The organism is Halomonas sp., from assembly GCF_052095765.1.
Taxonomy (GTDB): domain Bacteria; phylum Pseudomonadota; class Gammaproteobacteria; order Pseudomonadales; family Halomonadaceae; genus Halomonas.
Genome location: NZ_JBQDJZ010000018.1, coordinates 1 through 17,469 on the forward strand (window position 1 = coordinate 1; position 17,469 = coordinate 17,469).

The 17,469-nt window shown below is 57.1% G+C and carries 17 protein-coding genes; 8 read left to right on the forward strand and 9 right to left on the reverse strand.

The annotated features are described in order from the left end of the window. From putA to ACTH3D_RS04050, 3 genes are all read left to right on the forward strand, one after another. The coding region (gene putA, locus ACTH3D_RS04040) for a bifunctional proline dehydrogenase/L-glutamate gamma-semialdehyde dehydrogenase PutA (protein WP_441665509.1) at positions 1 to 2,703 on the forward strand (2,703 nt) is incomplete at its 5' end. A 416-nt stretch (positions 2,704 to 3,119) separates the two neighbouring features. After that, positions 3,120 to 4,610: a sodium/proline symporter PutP gene (gene putP / locus ACTH3D_RS04045; RefSeq protein WP_441665511.1), complete on the forward strand. Its 1,491-nt coding sequence runs from the start codon at positions 3,120 to 3,122 to the stop codon at positions 4,608 to 4,610. Positions 4,611 to 4,872: 262 nt separating this feature from the next. Beyond that, positions 4,873 to 5,511, forward strand: coding sequence for an OmpW/AlkL family protein (locus ACTH3D_RS04050; RefSeq protein ID WP_441665513.1), 639 nt, complete (start codon positions 4,873 to 4,875; stop codon positions 5,509 to 5,511). Positions 5,512 to 5,598: 87 nt separating this feature from the next. Here ACTH3D_RS04050 and ACTH3D_RS04055 read toward each other — a convergent pair whose 3' ends face one another. Genes ACTH3D_RS04055 through ACTH3D_RS04070 form a run of 4 tightly spaced genes read right to left on the reverse strand, consistent with a single transcriptional unit; the run spans position 5,599 to position 8,201 of the window. After that, the gene (locus tag ACTH3D_RS04055) at positions 5,599 to 5,931 is read right to left on the reverse strand and encodes a YqcC family protein (protein ID WP_441665515.1); all 333 of its coding nucleotides are present in this window, start codon (positions 5,929 to 5,931) and stop codon (positions 5,599 to 5,601) included. A 28-nt stretch (positions 5,932 to 5,959) separates the two neighbouring features. Further along, positions 5,960 to 6,751, reverse strand: coding sequence for an amino acid ABC transporter ATP-binding protein (locus ACTH3D_RS04060; protein WP_441665517.1), 792 nt, complete (start codon positions 6,749 to 6,751; stop codon positions 5,960 to 5,962). Further along, positions 6,748 to 7,422 (reverse strand): amino acid ABC transporter permease, encoded by a 675-nt coding sequence (locus tag ACTH3D_RS04065; RefSeq protein WP_441665519.1) that lies wholly within the window; start codon positions 7,420 to 7,422, stop codon positions 6,748 to 6,750. The genes ACTH3D_RS04060 and ACTH3D_RS04065 overlap by 4 nt, the downstream gene beginning before the upstream one ends. Positions 7,423 to 7,439: 17 nt before the next feature. Next, on the reverse strand, positions 7,440 to 8,201 hold the full coding sequence (locus ACTH3D_RS04070) for an amino acid ABC transporter substrate-binding protein (protein WP_441665521.1): 762 nt from the start codon (positions 8,199 to 8,201) through the stop codon (positions 7,440 to 7,442). 437 nt (positions 8,202 to 8,638) lie between these two features. Between ACTH3D_RS04070 and nagB the strand changes: the two genes are divergently transcribed. The 5 genes from nagB (at position 8,639) to ACTH3D_RS04095 (ending at position 12,723) form a co-directional block, all read left to right on the forward strand. Next, entirely contained in the window at positions 8,639 to 9,391 is a 753-nt protein-coding gene (nagB, locus tag ACTH3D_RS04075; protein ID WP_441665523.1) for a glucosamine-6-phosphate deaminase, read from the forward strand. Between the two features lie 143 nt (positions 9,392 to 9,534). Then, positions 9,535 to 10,584, forward strand: coding sequence for a DUF3549 family protein (locus ACTH3D_RS04080; RefSeq protein WP_441665525.1), 1,050 nt, complete (start codon positions 9,535 to 9,537; stop codon positions 10,582 to 10,584). A 73-nt stretch (positions 10,585 to 10,657) separates the two neighbouring features. Then, positions 10,658 to 11,095, forward strand: coding sequence for an ATP-dependent zinc protease family protein (locus ACTH3D_RS04085; protein ID WP_441665527.1), 438 nt, complete (start codon positions 10,658 to 10,660; stop codon positions 11,093 to 11,095). A gap of 138 nt (positions 11,096 to 11,233) precedes the next feature. Next, positions 11,234 to 12,142: a 30S ribosomal protein S6--L-glutamate ligase gene (gene rimK, locus ACTH3D_RS04090; protein WP_441665529.1), complete on the forward strand. Its 909-nt coding sequence runs from the start codon at positions 11,234 to 11,236 to the stop codon at positions 12,140 to 12,142. Positions 12,143 to 12,228: 86 nt separating this feature from the next. Next, positions 12,229 to 12,723, forward strand: coding sequence for a hypothetical protein (locus ACTH3D_RS04095; protein ID WP_441665531.1), 495 nt, complete (start codon positions 12,229 to 12,231; stop codon positions 12,721 to 12,723). Positions 12,724 to 12,781: 58 nt separating this feature from the next. On the opposite strand, the gene ACTH3D_RS04100 is transcribed toward ACTH3D_RS04095, so the two are convergent. The 5 genes from ACTH3D_RS04100 to sufC form a co-directional block, all read right to left on the reverse strand. Continuing rightward, positions 12,782 to 13,558, reverse strand: coding sequence for a SanA/YdcF family protein (locus tag ACTH3D_RS04100; protein WP_441665533.1), 777 nt, complete (start codon positions 13,556 to 13,558; stop codon positions 12,782 to 12,784). Between the two features lie 109 nt (positions 13,559 to 13,667). Continuing rightward, entirely contained in the window at positions 13,668 to 14,243 is a 576-nt protein-coding gene (gene sufT / locus ACTH3D_RS04105; RefSeq protein WP_441665535.1) for a putative Fe-S cluster assembly protein SufT, read from the reverse strand. A 12-nt stretch (positions 14,244 to 14,255) separates the two neighbouring features. Beyond that, positions 14,256 to 15,500: an aminotransferase class V-fold PLP-dependent enzyme gene (locus tag ACTH3D_RS04110; RefSeq protein ID WP_441665537.1), complete on the reverse strand. Its 1,245-nt coding sequence runs from the start codon at positions 15,498 to 15,500 to the stop codon at positions 14,256 to 14,258. A gap of 3 nt (positions 15,501 to 15,503) precedes the next feature. After that, positions 15,504 to 16,853: a Fe-S cluster assembly protein SufD gene (sufD, locus tag ACTH3D_RS04115; protein ID WP_441665539.1), complete on the reverse strand. Its 1,350-nt coding sequence runs from the start codon at positions 16,851 to 16,853 to the stop codon at positions 15,504 to 15,506. Continuing rightward, a partial coding sequence (gene sufC / locus ACTH3D_RS04120; protein WP_441665541.1) for a Fe-S cluster assembly ATPase SufC occupies positions 16,850 to 17,469 on the reverse strand: 620 nt, incomplete at its 5' end. The genes sufC and sufD, both read right to left, overlap by 4 nt.

The window sequence follows — 17,469 nt, forward strand, 5'->3', positions numbered from 1 at the left end:
ATGGTCAATCGCATGGGTGAGCCGGTGATCCGGCGCGCCATGGTCGAAGCGATGAAGATCATGGGCAAGCAGTTCGTGTTGGGCCGTGATATCAACGAAGCGTTGAAACGCTCCAAGCCGCTGTTCGAAAAGGGTTATACCTATTCTTATGACATGCTTGGCGAGGCAGCACGCACTCGCAGTGATGCCGGGCGCTATTTTGATGACTATGCCCGCGCTATCGAGCAGGTAGGAAAAACCAGCAAGTCACTGCCCGACCATACTCCGTCACCATCAGTATCAATCAAGCTGTCGGCGCTGCACCCACGCTACGAGTTTGGTCGCCGCGAGCAGGTGCTCGATGAACTGGTCGCTTCTGTGCGCGAGCTCGCTGGCCTGGCGCGCAGCCAGAATGTTGCCATCACCATTGATGCCGAGGAAGTTGACCGCCTGGAGATTTCCCTGGAAGTCTTCCGGGCTGTCTATGCAAGCGATACCTGCCGTGGCTGGGGTCACTTCGGCCTGGTGATTCAAGGCTACTCTACGCGCGCCCTGCCGGCACTACACTACATCAACCGCTTGGCTGATGAACAAGGTGACGAAATCCCGCTGCGGCTGGTCAAGGGCGCCTACTGGGATACTGAGATCAAGGAGTCCCAGCAGCTCGGTGTTGAGGGATATCCGGTCTTCACGCGCAAGGCGTCAACCGATGTGGCCTATCTGGTGTGCGCTCGCTTCCTGCTCTCTGAGGCGACTCGTGGGCGCATTTTCCCGCAGTTTGCTACCCACAATGCCCACACTATCACCAGCATTCTCGAACAGGCCAATCAGCACGAGCGCACGTTCGAGTTCCAGCGTCTCCACGGCATGGGCGAGGCCCTCTACGAAGCGGCCTTGAAGCGCGCCCCCAAAGGTACCTACTGTCGCATCTATGCCCCGGTTGGTGCACACAAGGATCTACTGCCCTACCTGGTGCGCCGCCTGCTGGAAAACGGCGCCAACTCTTCCTTTGTGCACCAGTTGGTTGACCCAGATGTGCCGGTCGAATCGCTGTGCCAGCACCCAGTTGAGACACTGGGCGAGTACGAGTCCCTGGCCAACAGCCAGATTCCGCTGCCAACCGATATCTACGGTGAAGGACGGCGCAACTCAAAAGGTCTCAATCTCAATATCCGCAGCCACTACCAGCCGCTGATGGAAGACATGGACAAGTTCATGGATATCCAGTACCAGGCAGGTCCGCTGCTGGCTGATACGTCCGTGAAAAGCGACATCAAACATCTCAAGGTGATGGCACCGTTCGACCACCGCAAAGCCGTTGGCAGCGTACAGTGGACCACTGCCGAGCAGGCCGCAAAGGCTGTCGATACGGCCTGGGCTGCCTTTCCGCGCTGGGAAGCGACGCCGGTCAGCAAGCGCGCCGAGATCTTGCGGCGCTTCGCCGATCTCATGGAAGAGAACCTGGCTGAGCTGATGACGCTATGCTCCCGAGAAGGTGGCAAGCTGCTGACCGACGGTGTCGCCGAGATCCGCGAAGCCGTGGACTTCTGCCGCTACTACGCCAATCGAGCTGAAGCACTGTTTGCCAAGCCTACGGTGCTTCCTGGCCCTACCGGCGAGTCAAACGAACTGCACATGGGCGGCAAGGGCGTATTTGCTGCCATCAGCCCGTGGAACTTCCCGGTCGCCATCTTTTGTGGCCAGGTGGTGGCAGCTGCGGTGTCCGGTAACAGCGTGTTGGCCAAACCGGCAGAGCAGACGTCCATCACGGCCTACCGTGTGATTGAACTGCTGTATGAAGCCGGCATGCCGCGCGACGTGGTGCAGCTGCTGCCCGGCGACGGCCCGACCGTTGGCAGCGTGCTGACCAGCGACCCGCGCATTACCGGCGTGGTATTCACTGGAGGTACCGACACCGCACAGATCATCAACCGCTCGCTGGCCAACCGTGAAAACGCTGCATTGCCCACGCTGGTCGCTGAAACCGGCGGCATGAACGCCATGATTGTCGACTCCACCGCCCTGCCTGAGCAGGTCGTCGTCGACGTCATTGAGTCTGCGTTCCAGAGTGCCGGGCAACGCTGTTCAGCGCTGCGTGTACTGTACATCCAGGATGACGTAGCCGATCGGGTTCTGGAAATCCTCAAGGGCGCGATGGCTGAACTGCGGGTGGGCGACCCACGCGAGCTTGGCACCGACGTTGGGCCGGTCATTGATGCCGACGCGCAACAAGGCCTGCAGGCGCATATTGACCGCCTGAAAGCTGAAGGCCGGCTACTGGCTGAAACGCCACTTGACTCGGCCATTACCGCCGAGGGCACCTTCATTGCCCCAACGGCGTTTCATATTGATGGCATTGAAACGCTGGAGCGTGAGCAGTTTGGCCCGGTCCTACACGTAATCCGCTACAAGGCCAAGGATATCGATCAGGTGATCGACTCCATCAATGCCAGAGGTTATGGCCTGACATTCGGTGTGCATAGCCGCAACGAAAGCTATGCCAACCAGATTGCCAGCAGGATTCGCGCCGGCAACGTCTACATCAACCGCAATATCATTGGTGCAGTCGTTGGCGTTCAACCCTTCGGCGGCCAGGGCCTGTCTGGCACCGGCCCCAAAGCCGGTGGTCCGCACTACCTGCTGCGTTTCGCCACCGAAAAAGCCATTACCAACAACACTGCAGCTCTGGGTGGCAACGCATCGTTACTGGCGCTGGTAGACTAATAGATCATCAACCGCGTATCCAGGCTGCCTGGATACGCGCTTCCTGTTTACAGGGCTGTTTGTGAAAACAAAACAGCTCAGCTATGCAGAACGCCGTGCCATCAAGGAGGATAAAAGCGTTAAAAGTCAACCTCAGTTCGGGATGGTAATCCTGACAACATTCACAATATGATATAAAAATTACCACCATATCTGACAGACAGACAGACAGACAGACAGACAGACGAATCTTCGCAAAGCGTCTGTCATTAAAGCAACCGGATGGAAGGACCCACCAATGACCGCAACGAGACGACCAGCGGCTTCACAGTCGCAACCTCCCTGATGGCGATACTCGCTATCAACGCTCTGGCATGTAGAGGTAACAACAATCTGTCGGCGTGGGTTCCGGCAATAAAATAAAATGGAGACATCTTATGGCTATTGGTGTTTGGATCAGCCTGTTTATTTACTTTGCGCTCATGATAGCCATCGGCTTTTATGCCATGCGCAAATCCACTTCCACCTCTGAGGGGTACATACTCGGTGGCAGGTCCCTCAGCCCCGCGGTAGCGGCCCTCTCGGCCGGTGCTTCAGACATGAGTGGCTGGCTGTTGCTGGGCTTACCCGGAGCAATGTTCGTCTCTGGGCTGGGCTCCGCCTGGATCGGTATTGGTTTATTCGTGGGCGCACTCTTCAACTGGATCCTAGTCGCTCCTCGGCTGCGCGAGCAGACCGTTCACTATGGCAATGCGATAACTATTCCGGAGTTCCTAGCAAACCGCTTCCCGACAAGAGCGATACCGCTAAGAACAGTATCCGCAATCGTCATTGTGGTGTTTTTCTCGGTGTACACGGCGTCAGGTCTCGTGGCTGGCGGCAAGCTGTTTGAAAGTGCTTTTTCCGGTGTCATCAATATTGGCGGAATGAGCGACTACTCTGCTGGCATACTGATCACTCTAGGCGTAGTGCTGGTCTATACCGTGATCGGCGGTTTCCTCGCAGTGAGCATGACCGACTTTGTACAGGGCTGCATCATGATGCTGGCGCTGGTCATCATGCCCTTGGTCATTCTCTATGGCGACGGTGGTGGTGGTCTTGCACAGGCGGATGAAACCTTACGGCAGAATGATCCGTTACTGTTGTCCTGGACAGAGGGGTTAACCATTATCGGTTGGCTGTCAGCCGTCACCTGGGGACTGGGCTACTTTGGTCAGCCACACATCATTGTACGCTTCATGGCCGTACGCTCACTGAAAGATGTGCCGACAGCCCGTAATATCGGCATGAGCTGGATGTTCATATCGCTGGTTGGCGCCATTACCATGGGGCTGTTCGGCCGTGCTTACGCAATCCGCAATGGCATGGATATCGCTGATCCAGAAACCATCTTCATTGTCCTGGCAGACCTGCTGTTCCATCCGCTGGTTACCGGCTTCCTCTACGCTGCCTTGCTGGCCGCCGTGATGAGCACCATCTCTAGTCAGCTGCTGGTGGCGTCTTCTTCATTGACCGAGGACTTCTATCGCTTGTTCCTGCGCAAGCACGCAACAGAAAAAGAAACTGTTCGTGTCGGCCGGATCAGCGTAGTGCTTGTAGGCCTGGTGGCTGCGGTCATCGCATCTGACCCGGGTTCCCAGGTACTGGGACTGGTCAGTAACGCCTGGGCCGGCTTTGGCGCCGCCTTTGGCCCACTGATCATCCTGTCACTGATGTGGCCACGCACCAATGGTGCTGGCGCCATCGCTGGCATGATCGTGGGTGCCGTGACTGTAGGGGTATGGATCATGCTGGGCTGGAATGCCAGCTTCCTGGGTGGGCCCGGGGTATATGAAATTATGCCCGGCTTTGCGGCATCCTTTATCGCCATACTGCTGGTCAGCAGCATGACTGCAGATTCGGGGGAGTATCAGCAGATTACCCGCTGAGTACACCGTTTGATACATAGCTAGCGTAATGAAAAAGAAGGCTCCAATGGGAGCCTTCTTTTTTGGCAGTTCAGCTGATCTCATAGACTGCCTACCATCTAAAAATTTAACATTTTTTTACAATATTTAACGCGCCTTATCCGTTATTTTTTGTCTCACATCAATTTTCTGGCCCAACGTGGCGGTTATAATTCAGGCATTATTCTTGAACTCAATGTTCTCACAGTATTCCACATATCCTCTCCATAGGAGCATTACCCCGATGTCCAAGAAGATTCTGTTCGTAGCAAGCCTCGGCGTTGCCATGTTGACCAGCACTCAGGCTATGGCTTCCTCTTATGGTGCCGGTGACATTTTCACACGCTTTGGCATCGCACGTATTGATCCGAAGAGCAACAACGGCGATCTCGTCAATGGTACTCTGGAAACAGACGTCAAGACCGGGCGCGGCTTTGCGTTCACTTTGGGCTACCGCTTCACCGACCAGCTGGGTATTGAGCTGCTCGCCGCCGCGCCGTTCAAGCACGACGTTACACTGACAGATTCAAGCAACAACACCATTGGCGCTTCTGTGAAGCATCTGCCGCCCACGCTGACTGCCCAGTATTATCCGTTGGGTGGCACCGACTCTCCCGTGCAGCCTTATGCTGGCGTAGGTATCAACTACACGCGTTTCTCAAGTGAGAAGATTGACATCAGCGGTGCCGACCTTGATCTGAAAAGCTCCTGGGGGGCCGCTGGCCAACTGGGCGTTGACCTGCTGATTAACGACAACTGGGCACTGAACGCCGCGGCCTGGTACATGGATATCGACTCCGAAGCCAGGCTCAATGGCGATAAGATCGGCACAGTCCACGTTGACCCGCTAGTCATCATGGCAGGCGCTAGCTTCCGCTTCTAAGCAGCGGAAAGACAGCTGCAAAAAATCAATAGTGAAAAGCCCCGGCCGCTAGAGCAGCTGGGGCTTTTCACTATATGCATCATTTCGCTAGCTTTCGGTTACCAGGCGATCAATCCGGGTGACAGCCTGACACAGCGCACGCCGGTGATGTGTACTGACCGGCACGCTGGTCAGATAGGCTTCCAGCGCCGGTGTAACATCACAGTTGGCGGGCATTGGCGCCTGGGCCTCCGCCAGGGCATGCAGCCTGGCAACAAACACAAAGCGTAACCATTCCGGCAGACTCATGGTGTCTGCACTGAACGGCTGCTCACTACTGAATGCACTCGCCGGAGGCATGGCCATTTGCCACATCTGCGCATCTTCCATGCATGACTCCAGCTCATGCAAAGCCTGTTTCAGCTCCTGATGAGCATTCATGGTGTTCCTTCCCCGATTCCTGATTCTGTTACTCGGCAGCTGATAGCGTTTCATCGCTGTCGTCCGGTATGCTACCCGAAGGCTGATTGGCCAGCACCTTGCGCAGAAAGTTACGTGTACGCGGATCGCGCGGGGCATTGAACAGCTGCGAGGGTGGCCCTTGCTCTACGATGCGCCCGCCCTCCATGAAGATCACCCGGTCCGCCACATCCTGGGCAAAGCCCATTTCATGAGTAACCACCAGCATGGTCTGTCGCTCGGCGGCAAGCTGCTTCATCAGACCCAGCACCTCCTCAACCCACTCAGGGTCCAGCGACGAGGTGGGCTCATCAAACAAGATCACATCGGCCTGAGCTGCCATGGCGCGCCCAATGCCGACACGCTGTTGCTGCCCGCCAGACAGTGACGCGGGATAGGCATCGGCCTTGTCAGCAAGCCCGATGCGTTCAAGAATTTCCCGAGCTCTGGCATGAGCCTTTTTCCTGGGCCAGCGGTTCACCACAATCAACCCTTCCGCGATATTCTCAAGCGCAGTCTTGTTGGCAAATAGCGCATAGTTCTGAAACACAAAGGCAGTGCGTCGTCTGGCAGCAAGAATGCTCCTGGCATTCGCTGTGGCCACATCAATCTCGAGATCGCCCAGCTTCAGATGCCCTGCATCCGGGCGCTCCAGGAAATTCAGACAGCGCAGCAGAGTCGACTTACCAGTGCCTGAGGGGCCGATCACCACGATGATCTCACCCTGGGCAATTTCAAGGTCGATACCGTCAAGAATGACATTGTCACCAAAGCGTTTGACGAGATTCTCTATCCGGATCATCGGCGGTAGGCCTCATTGAGTCGATTTTCCAATCGCCGCTGAAACCATGCGAGCAGCTCTACAACGCCCCAATAGATAAATGCCACCACGACAAAGGACTCAAAATACATGAAACTGCCCGACGCCTCTTTCTGCGTCGCTCCCATCAGCTCGGTCACCCCCAGCGTAAACGCCAACGAGGTGGCCTTGATCATGTCGATGAAGTAGTTCATCAGCGTTGGCAACGCCACTCGTGTCGCCTGAGGCAACACAATGCGGCGCATTAGCTGGCTATTGGTCATGCCGATAGACAGCGCGGCCTCGGTCTGGCTGCGATCAACGCCAACAATGGCGGCACGGATCGATTCGGCCATATAAGCTGAGAAATGCAGCGTCAGCCCCATGATGGTCGCGGTAATACCATCGATGCTGGTCAGGAACGACATGACCTGAGGCAACCCGTAATAGAACAGGAATAGTTGGACCAACAGCGGCGTACCGCGAAAGAAGGAGATGAACAGCATGGTTGCCGCGTTGAGCCCCGGGATGCGCAACACGCGAATCACCGCAAGCCCAGCTGAGAACACCAGAGCCAACACCATTCCCGCAGCGGCCATGCCCAGTGTCAAGGGCAGGTAGCGTAGCAGAATCGGCACCAACTCCAACATGTAGTTGATATCAAGCAGGTTCATGACTCTGTACCGGGCTCCTACAAGCTGCTGATATCAGTGCCAAACCACTGCTGGGAAATCTCACTGAGTCTGCCGGAATCGCGCAGTGCCGACAACGCTGCGTCGACCTCATCACGTAACGCCTGATCGGCCTCGGTGTCACGGAACGGCAGCGCGTTACGCAATTCGGAGAACGGGGCACCGGCAAGCGCCAGCGGCAAGGGTTTTTCCTTGATCACCTGGCTGGCACTGATCCGGTCCATCACGAAAGCATCCACACGCCCAAGCGCAGTATCCTGCTCAATATTGCTGTCATAGGTGCGGATATCGATCTCGTTAGCATAAGGCAACTCTCGTAGCAGCTGTTCATAGTTAGAACCCAGGTTCACCGCCACCTTTTTGCCGACCAGATCCTCGACACCAGTGATATCTTCGTTACCGCGCTTCACGACTACCTGAGCACCGTCATAGACATATGGCTGGGTAAACAGGTATTTCTTTTCACGCTCATCGGTAATGGTGATCTGGTTGGCAATGGTATCGATGCGCCCCGACTCCAGCATGCCAAACAGTCCCGAGAAGCTGGCAGTAACAAACTCGACGTTGGTGTCCATCTGCTCGGCTACGGCGCGCATCACATCCACTTCATAGCCCTTCAGCTCATCTTTTTCCACATAGGTGAATGGAAAGTAGCTACCGGACATACCGACCTTGAAGGCCTGATCATCTGCGTGAACAGTGCCTGCCAAGACAAGTCCACCCGAGACCAGCAGAGGGATGATGCCAAGCGATCGCAGCATGAGGATTCTCCAGTATGGCGCTGTGTTTATTCCACAGCAGCATAAAAATTAAGATATATATAGCTTTCTTAACTGCCTACGATAATGAAAAAAGCCGCCTCCGCCAATAGGTAACCTCTAAAAAACCGCAAGTAGATAATTGAGTTCACAGAAACCCGGGATGAGCCTGTGGACAAGCATGGGAAAACTGACGCTATCCCCGATGTCTGTAGCCGTGTAGCGCACTGGTCATTTTCTGATCAATTCCTGAGTGTATCAACTGCTCTGCACTTGCTCTGCATTCCGCATCCTCTGACCCCCGCCTCTCGGGCAGCAAGCCCCAGCTTATTGAGATGGCGCTGAAGTAGCACTACCCGGCCAGCAGGATTATCATTGGCTATCTGCGCGTCCTAGCGTGGGCAACCCATGGTCGATAAGCGACGAACAAAGCACATTCTATGTACAAGATTCTAGAGACAGTCGACGAAGTATCCCGCTACTGTGCACACCGCTTGCTGAATAGCATCCAGACGCGACCGGATGCGATACTGGGCCTGGCAACAGGCAGCACCATGGAACCGGTTTACGACCACTTCCTGGGGTTATTGCAACACACACCGGTGAGTCTGTCGCACGTCACGACCTTCAATCTTGACGAATATATCGGCTTGGATGCCGCCCACGCGCAAAGCTACTGCTATTACATGCACCAACACCTGTTCAACAGGCTGGGCGTTCCGCGTGAAAGGATCCATCTGCCTGACGGAAAAGCCAGCGATACCGCAAGGGCCTGCGAGGTCTACTCCGGGGCGATCAAGGCACTGGGCGGACTTGACCTCCAGCTGCTGGGCATTGGCACAAATGGTCATATCGGATTCAACGAGCCCTACACCTGTTTTTCGAGCCGCACCCATATTGTTGAGCTATCGCAGCAGACCCGTATCGATAATGGACGCTTTTTTTCCGACCAGCGTGAGGTTCCCACCCACGCAATCACCATGGGAATCCTGGATATTCTTGAAGCCAAAGAAATCCTGCTGGTCGCTACAGGCCGCCATAAGGCACAGATAATGGCCGACCTGTATCACAGCAGTGCCGATGAACGGCTTCCTGCCTCTGCGCTGAAACAACACCCCAGAGTGACTATAGTGCTGGATAGCGAAGCTGCTGCTCTGTTGCCCAGCGAACTATCGAGCCTTGCTGCCTGCTGACCAGGCATCACGCAGACCCGACTTTCAGGTCAGCTCATCTACCAGGCCAGCTTGAGCTGCTATCCGTTGCATGACTGCCTTGAGAGGCTGACATCTGCGGAGTGCCGCGATAGAGTGCAGGCTCGCAATTCTGGGGGTATTTCATGCAGCCACTCAACAGCCTTGACGACTTTTTCATTCGCACCGGTGCCAGCGTGCGGCTCTATCATATGGGCCGGCGTATCGAGACCTGCAAGCGCTCCACACTGGCTGCCTTGGAAACCGCTGGTGAAGCTTGGCCCCAGCCATGGCAAGGCAAGGCGCGCCTGGCTCTGGTGTTCAGCATTGGTGACATGACTGACCCGTTAATCTGGTTTTTGGCCCTGCCGCTGGATGAACAGGGTCAGCTTGATCCGGCATCAAGAGATGCCTTCCTGCAGCGCCTGCTGGAAGTACTGGGCCATAACGTTCACTCCCTTGACCGCCATGGGGCAAAGAACGTCGACAACCTGATGCAAAACAACCCGCTGGCTTTCACCCCATCCGTGCCATTTCAGGCCGTACTGCACGCCATGGCGAGCCGCGACCTTGACTTGCCGGCCAGTCAACATTTGGAGTCTGCAGAAGCCTATCTGGAAGGCCACCAGCCGTTGGACTGGCGAGCCCTCGGCCTACAAGGGCTTGCCGACTTCGCTGTGCGCATGGACGCCTCGCAGTCCCTGCGCCTGGCTGATCAGCTGGCGTTGCTGCCCAGCGAGGTGCTGACCTTGCTATGCTATTGCCTAGAACACGTTGCTATTGATGCACCTCTTTCTCTGTCACTCAGATTACGTGGAGAACAGGCCGCCATGAGTGGAGACATCGAAACCCTGTGTGCCTGCGTGCGCGCCATCAGCGGCGCTCCGGATGACATAGTCGGCGACTGGTTTGATACGCTGCTGGCTGAGAACCAGCCAGAATCCGGGAGCGGCGCCATAGGCCCCGACCTGCTTGCAGCCATGGCCGGTCGCGGCTGGCGGGTGCTTGAAGACGCTAAGCGTCTGCCACGCTTTCTCAGCTGCCTGGCGGAAGAACCGCGAGCAGACTTCATTGCGGTGGTACGAGACCTTGCCTTGATTCCCCGGCTGCGCCTGCCTGTATTGATGACTCTCAAGGAGGCTGAGCCTACCTCCTCGATAGGACGTCGCCTGGCTAGCTTGCATAAAGCCGGATAAGCCAGCCCAGATGAACAAGCCCGAATCAATACCACTAGCCAGACAGGCTAAACACTAACCAGGAGCGAGCGGCATGACGGCACTACCCCACAAAGCCCAAGCAGTGGTTGGTCGTCGAGAAATGGTAGTGTTACCAGAGTTGGGGCTGACACTGTGTGCCAAGGTCGACACCGGTGCCCGCACCTCGGCCCTGCATGCCGAGGATATCGAAACCTTTGAGCAGGACGGCCTGCTATGGGTTCGTTTCATTACCCGCGGCGGCGGCCCGGACAGCCCGGCACACCCGTGTACCTTACACCTTCACGATCGCCGCAGGGTGATCAGCTCCAATGGCCAGGCCGAATGGCGCTATGTGGTGAGCACCCCCATGCGGCTCGGTGACATGCAGATGCTTGTCCAGCTGACTCTGACCGACCGCGGTCAGATGCGCTACCCCATGCTGCTTGGTCGACGTGCGCTGCGGCGGATACTAGTCGCCCCCAGCCTGGCTTTTCTGCATGGAGAACCGTAAGCCTACTGGTAAGTCTCTGCGGCCGCACTTCTGATTCTGACCATAGCTCTGGCCAGGGTACTCAACACCGCCCTGAACGTACTTTCAACCACATTTCCCGCCGCAGTATCGTTACCGACCATCGCTCTGGAGAGCCCCATGCATATCGCGCTGCTATCCCGCAATCGCAACCTTTACTCCACTCGCCGGCTGGTGGAGGCCGCTGAGGCTCGCGGCCATACCGCCCGCGTGATCGATACGCTGCGTTGTTACATGAGCATTGTTTCGCACCACCCCTCGATCCACTACAGAGGGGAAGAGCTTGAACAGTTCGACTCCGTGATTCCGCGAATTGGCGCCTCGGTCACCTTCTACGGCTGCGCTGTGCTGCGCCAGTTCGAGATGATGGGCACCCACGTGCTTAATGACAGTGTCTCCATCGCCCGCTCACGCGATAAACTGCGCTCCTTGCAGCTGCTATCGCGCAAAGGCCTTGGGCTACCGATTACCGGCTTCGCCCACTCGCCTGACGATATTCCTGATTTGATCACCATGGTGCGTGATGCACCGCTGGTCATCAAACTGCTGGAAGGCACTCAGGGCATTGGCGTGGTGCTGGCAGAAACCAACCAGGCCGCCGAGTCGGTGATCCAGGCCTTCATGGGCATGAAAGCCAACATCATGGTGCAGGAGTACATCAAGGAAGCCAGAGGCGCTGATATCCGTTGCCTGGTAATTGGCGACAAGGTTGTCGCCTCAATGAAGCGCCAGGCTGCCGAGGGCGAGTTCCGCTCGAACCTGCACCGTGGTGGCAGCGCCAGTGTGATTCGGATTACTCCTGAAGAACGCTCGACCGCGATTCGTGCAGCCAAAGCCATGGGGCTGAGAGTCGCTGGTGTTGACCTGCTGCGCTCAAACCATGGGCCGGTGATCATGGAAGTCAATTCCTCACCGGGGCTGCGTGGCATTGAAGCCGCCACAGGCAAGGATATTGCCGGCATGATCATTGAATACTTGGAGAAAAGCGGCACACCAAAACACCGCGTGCCCCCCAAACCAAAAGGCTGAGCCCGACAGGCGAAAAAAATGCGCTTCAGGGGTAGCAAAAGACCGTCGACAGCATCACAATCTTCGCCACTGCAGGAGGTGAGCCCATGTTTCTCGACAATCGCCAGGTGGCGATGGATAGCGTGCTGGAAGCACTGGCCGACAGCGTTGATTACTTCCAGGATAATAGGGAACGCCTGTCGCCAGAGCTGAAAGAGGCATTTAAGCCCTACTTTGAAGAGCGCAAGCGATCCATGCGCAAGCTCCAGGCGATGGCGCGCAAGTATCTGGGCTTGCTACCTCGCGATGCCGATGTCGAGCGGGATGATTACCTGCGGCTATGGAGCCGCCTTAAGAGTTTTGTGAGCAGCGACGAGCAGGTGCTGATCAACGAACTGCTGGAGCAGGAGCGGGTGCTGATGCAGGCGCTATCGACCCTGTTCACCCACCCACTGCCCAATGCGGTGGAGCCTGTTATCGAGAGTTGCTGGCTGAACTGTCGCGGCTTGATACGCGAGCTCTACACCCTGCAGAAAGAAACCACCCGCCAGCCACGAGGGCGTAGCCGGGGCAGAGCTCAGCGTAACAGTTCGCGAAGCTAGTTCCAGGAAGGCCAAAGATTTCGGGGCGCTGTATACCCCCAGTTCACAAGGGACCAGCTCAGTCGCCAGCGACTGAACTGGTCCCTTTTTGTTTCTCCTGTTTGGCCTCTGATTGCGCACCTGTCACCGCGGCATCTGCTGGGATATCTGCAGCTTGTGGAGCAGCGCTCTGTGTGTCTGTGCTCTGGTGGGCTGGGACCGCCCCATAGGCCGAATCCCTCTCGCTTCCCAGTGGCAAGCTGATCAGCTCCAGCGGCCCCAGAAAGCGTGGCTTACGCTGCCAGATATAGAGATCACCCACCGTCGCTACCCTGGCCAGCCATTCGCGGGCCCGCAGTTCAAACACGCTTCGCTGTAAACTGTCTTCCGGTGCCGCACAGCCCTGAACCTTGATCCCCATGGCATCGGCGATAAATAAGGCTCTCGGCAAGTGCCAAGACTGGGTAACCAGCAGCGCGTCCTCCAGACCAAATACCTGCTTGGCCCGCGCCAGGGTGTCAAAGGTACTGAAACCGGCATAGTCCAGGGTAAGCATAGCGTCAGGCACATCACGTCCGCGCAGATCACGCCACATCACTATCGGCTCATTGTAATAGCGCGTGCTATTGTCGCCAGACAGCAGCAAGTGCTCCACCCTACCGCTCTTGGCCAACTCAGCCGCGGCCTGCATACGCCCTTCGAAGTGCGGATTCCTTCCGCCCCCACGAGTCCAGCGCGATGTGCCAAACACAATGCCAACACGCTCATCGGGACATTCGGCAACCACACGATGGATACGGTCCCGAGTTACCGAGAGTACCCACAGATTGACGCAAACCATAAAAACAATCGCCAAGAGGGCAGCGCCTCCCAGCGATAGTATAAAAACCTGAAGGTGACGCCGACTGATCCAGCGCATCCACTTTCTCATCTAGAGTCTACTGTCTGCAACGAGCGGTTGCTGTCTAGAACATACCCAGCTCGAGCTTGGCTTCGTCGCTCATCATCTCACGACTCCAGGGAGGATTAAAAACAATCTCGGTGTGTACCTTGCTGATCTGCGGTGCACCAAGCACCTTACTGCGGGCATCGGCAGCAATCACCTCGCCCATACCGCAGCCAGGCGCGGTCAGGGTCATGCGAATAGTAACGATTCGCTCACCGCTGATCAGACGTTCTATACGACAGCCATAGACCAGACCCAGATCAACGATATTGACCGGAATCTCAGGGTCAAAACAAGTGCGCAGTTGATCCCAGACAAACTGCTCGATCTCTTCCTCGGTGGCATCTTCTGCCAAGGTCTGCACGGGTACGGCTTCCAGCCCTAGCGCATCGAGGTTGCGGCCCTCGACCAGATACAGTCGACCTTCATGGATCACACTAACCGAGCTGCCCTTGGCCTGCATAACGCTGACTTCGGCATCTTCGGGCAGTGTAATGGTCTTGCCAAACGGTACTGAAATGACCTCGACATCACGCTGCAGGGGCAGCGGCTGCCCTCGGGTCAGGCCACCCAGATTCTCATTCTGATTACTCATGAAGCCGCCCCATCATCCACGCAACATGCCCAGGACTTTTTCCAGGCTCTCGACAAACACATCTATCTCTTCAGGCGTATTGTATGCGGCAAACGACGCCCGACAGGTTGACTCGACGCCAAACGAAGCTAGCAGTGGCTGGGCACAGTGATGGCCCGTACGGATTGCCACGCCAAGCTGGTCGATCAACAGGCCGATATCTTGGGAGTGCGCTCCATCAATCACAAACGACAGCACGCCTGCCTTGTCCGGCGAGGTGCCCAGTACACGCAAGCCTTCAATCCCGGCCACGCCCTCGGTGGCATGCTCCAGCAGGCGAGATTCCCAGGCACCGATATGCTCAAGCCCAATGTCTGAGATCCAGTTCAGCGCACGACCCATGGCAATCACCTCGGCGATCGCCGGCGTGCCCGCTTCAAACTTGTGAGGAATATCGGCAAAGGTACTGGGCACGTCGAGAGAAACGGTGCGAATCATCTCGCCGCCGCCCTGCCACGGCGGCATGGCCTCCAGAAGCTCTGCACGGCCATACAACACCCCTGCCCCGGTCGGCCCGTAGGCCTTGTGGGCAGAGAAGGCATAGAAGTCAACGCCCAGCGCCTGCACGTCCACCGCCATATGCGGTATGGCCTGGGCGCCGTCAACCAGAATCAGCGCCCCCTGCTCATGGGCAAGGCGAGCCATGTCGGCCACAGGGTTGATGGTGCCAAACGCATTGGAGACATGATTGACCGCCACCAGCCGGGTGCGCGGTGAAAGCAGGTCTGCATAGGCAGACTGATCCAGCACACCGCGCTCATCCACGGGAATCACCTTGAGGATGAACTCCCGTTCGGCGGCCAGCAGCTGCCAGGGCACAATGTTGGAGTGATGTTCCAGACGCGAGATCAACACCTCATCGCCTGGCCCGAGATTAGCTCGTCCCCAGCTGCCGGCCACCAGGTTGATAGCCTCCGTGGTGCCACGAGTAAAGATCACCTCGCGGCTATCGGCCGCGTTGATGAACTCACGCACAATCTCGCGCGTGCCTTCGAAAGCCGCCGTGGCCTCGTCGGCCAGGGTGTGCAAGCCGCGATGGATATTGGCATTGAGACGGCGGTAGTAGTCATCAAACACCTCGATGACCTGCACCGGCGTCTGGGAGGTCGCGGCGTTATCAAGATATACCAGCGGCTTGCCATGGACTTCCCGTTCCAGGATCGGGAAGTCCTTGCGCACACGAGCCACGTCCAGCAGCAGATCGCTGAAGTCAGCCATGGCTCAGTCCTCGTTCAGGGCGACGGCCGCCTCGACCAGGCCAGCCAGGTGGAAACGATCCGGCAACTTACCGGCCACAGCCAATTCAACGCGCTCGGCAATGACGTCCAGGCCAACCTGTTCCATGACCTCACCGGCAAACGCCAGCGTTAACAGACCCCGCGCGGTCATCTCGTCGATGCCTCGGGCACGCAAGGCAAACACAGCCTCTTCGTCCAGCTGCCCGGTGGTCGCACCATGGGCGCACTGCACATCGTCGTTGTAGATTTCAAGCTCGGGTTTGGTGTCAATCTCAGCCCGGTCAGACAATAGCAGATTGGCGCTGTGCTGCTCCGCCACGACCTTGTTGCTATCACGCTTGACAACAACCTTGCTGTTGTAAACCCCATGGGCACGATCGTCGAGGATGCCCTTATAGTTCTCCCAGGAACGCACCAGCGGCGAGTTATGGTTAGCCAACGTATGGTTGTCCACATGCTGACGGCCTTGGGCGTGGAAGAGCCCCTGATAGATCACCTCAGCCCCTTCACCATTAAGTTCACTGACCAGATCATTACGCACCAGACCACCGCCTAGACACAGATTGAAGGAGGTGAAACGGCTGTCGCGCTTGAGCTCCATATGCATGCTGGCGATATGAAGGTCCTGCTCCGGCGCTTCCAGCAACTTGTAATGAGTCAGGATGGCACCCCGGTCGAGCATGATTTCCTCGACCAGGTTGGTGAAGTTGGCGGCGCTGGCATCACCCGCATGATGCTCGATAACTGTCGCCTCGCTGCGACCTCCAGCTTCGATCAGGATGCGCGGATGGCTCATCACTGCTCGCTCGCCAGCGCGCGACAGGAACTGCAGTACGATGGGCTTTTCCACCACAGCGCGCGGCGCCAGGCGAAGTACGGCGCCCTCTTCCATGAACGCAGTATTGAGGGCAGCAAAGGGGGAAAAATCAACGCCAGTCAGCCGCCCTAGCGGGCCGCCCACGGCTTCATGGTTATCCGCCAGTGCCTGGGACAACGGCAACAGCTGCACCCCTTCAGGAAGATCAGCAAGATCCGAGAGCTTGGGGGCAAAGATGCCATCGACAAAGGTCAGCCTATGTGACTCCAGCGGCAGACCGAGCGTTGCCGCACTAGCCTGAGAAAACTCGGCATCCTCGGCCAGCACGAAGTCGCCACGGGCGATATCACGCACATCGGTGTACTTCCATTCCTCAACACGGCGATGGGGAAAGCCTAGTGCCTCGAAGCGGGCTGCACCGGCCTGGCGCCTGGCGGCGATCCAGCTGGGCTCCGAGCCACGAGTGGCCGAGCGCTCACTGAGCCGGTCAAGAAAGCGTTTGACGTCTTCGCTCATGCTACAGACTCCTCCAGCACCCAATCGTAACCGCGAGTTTCAAGCTCACGGGCCAGCTCGGCATCGCCACTCTTGGCGATGCGGCCATCCACTAGCACGTGTACGCGGTCCGGCACGATATAGTCGAGCAGACGCTGGTAATGGGTGACTAGCAGCATGGCCCGATCTTCACTGCGCAGCGAGTTGACGCCATCGGCCACGACTTTCATGGCATCGATATCCAGTCCCGAGTCGATTTCGTCGAGCATAGCCAGACGCGGCTCGAGCACCAACATTTGCAGAATCTCGTTGCGTTTCTTTTCGCCGCCCGAAAATCCTTCGTTGACGGCCCGCTGCAGGAAGCTTGCATCCATCTTCATGGCGGCAGTCTTTTCCCTGATCAGCTTCATGAACTCGGGCGCTGGCATTTCGCCCAGCCCTTGAGCTTCACGCTTGGCATTCAGCGCAGCCTTGAGCAGGTAGATATTCTTGACCCCCGGAATTTCCACCGGGTACTGGAAACCCAACAGCAGCCCAGCACGGGCACGCTCCTCGATATCCATGGCAAAGATATCCTTGCCTTCAAAAGTAATTGTACCTGCGGTGACTTCGTAGTCTTCTTTTCCGGCAATCACAG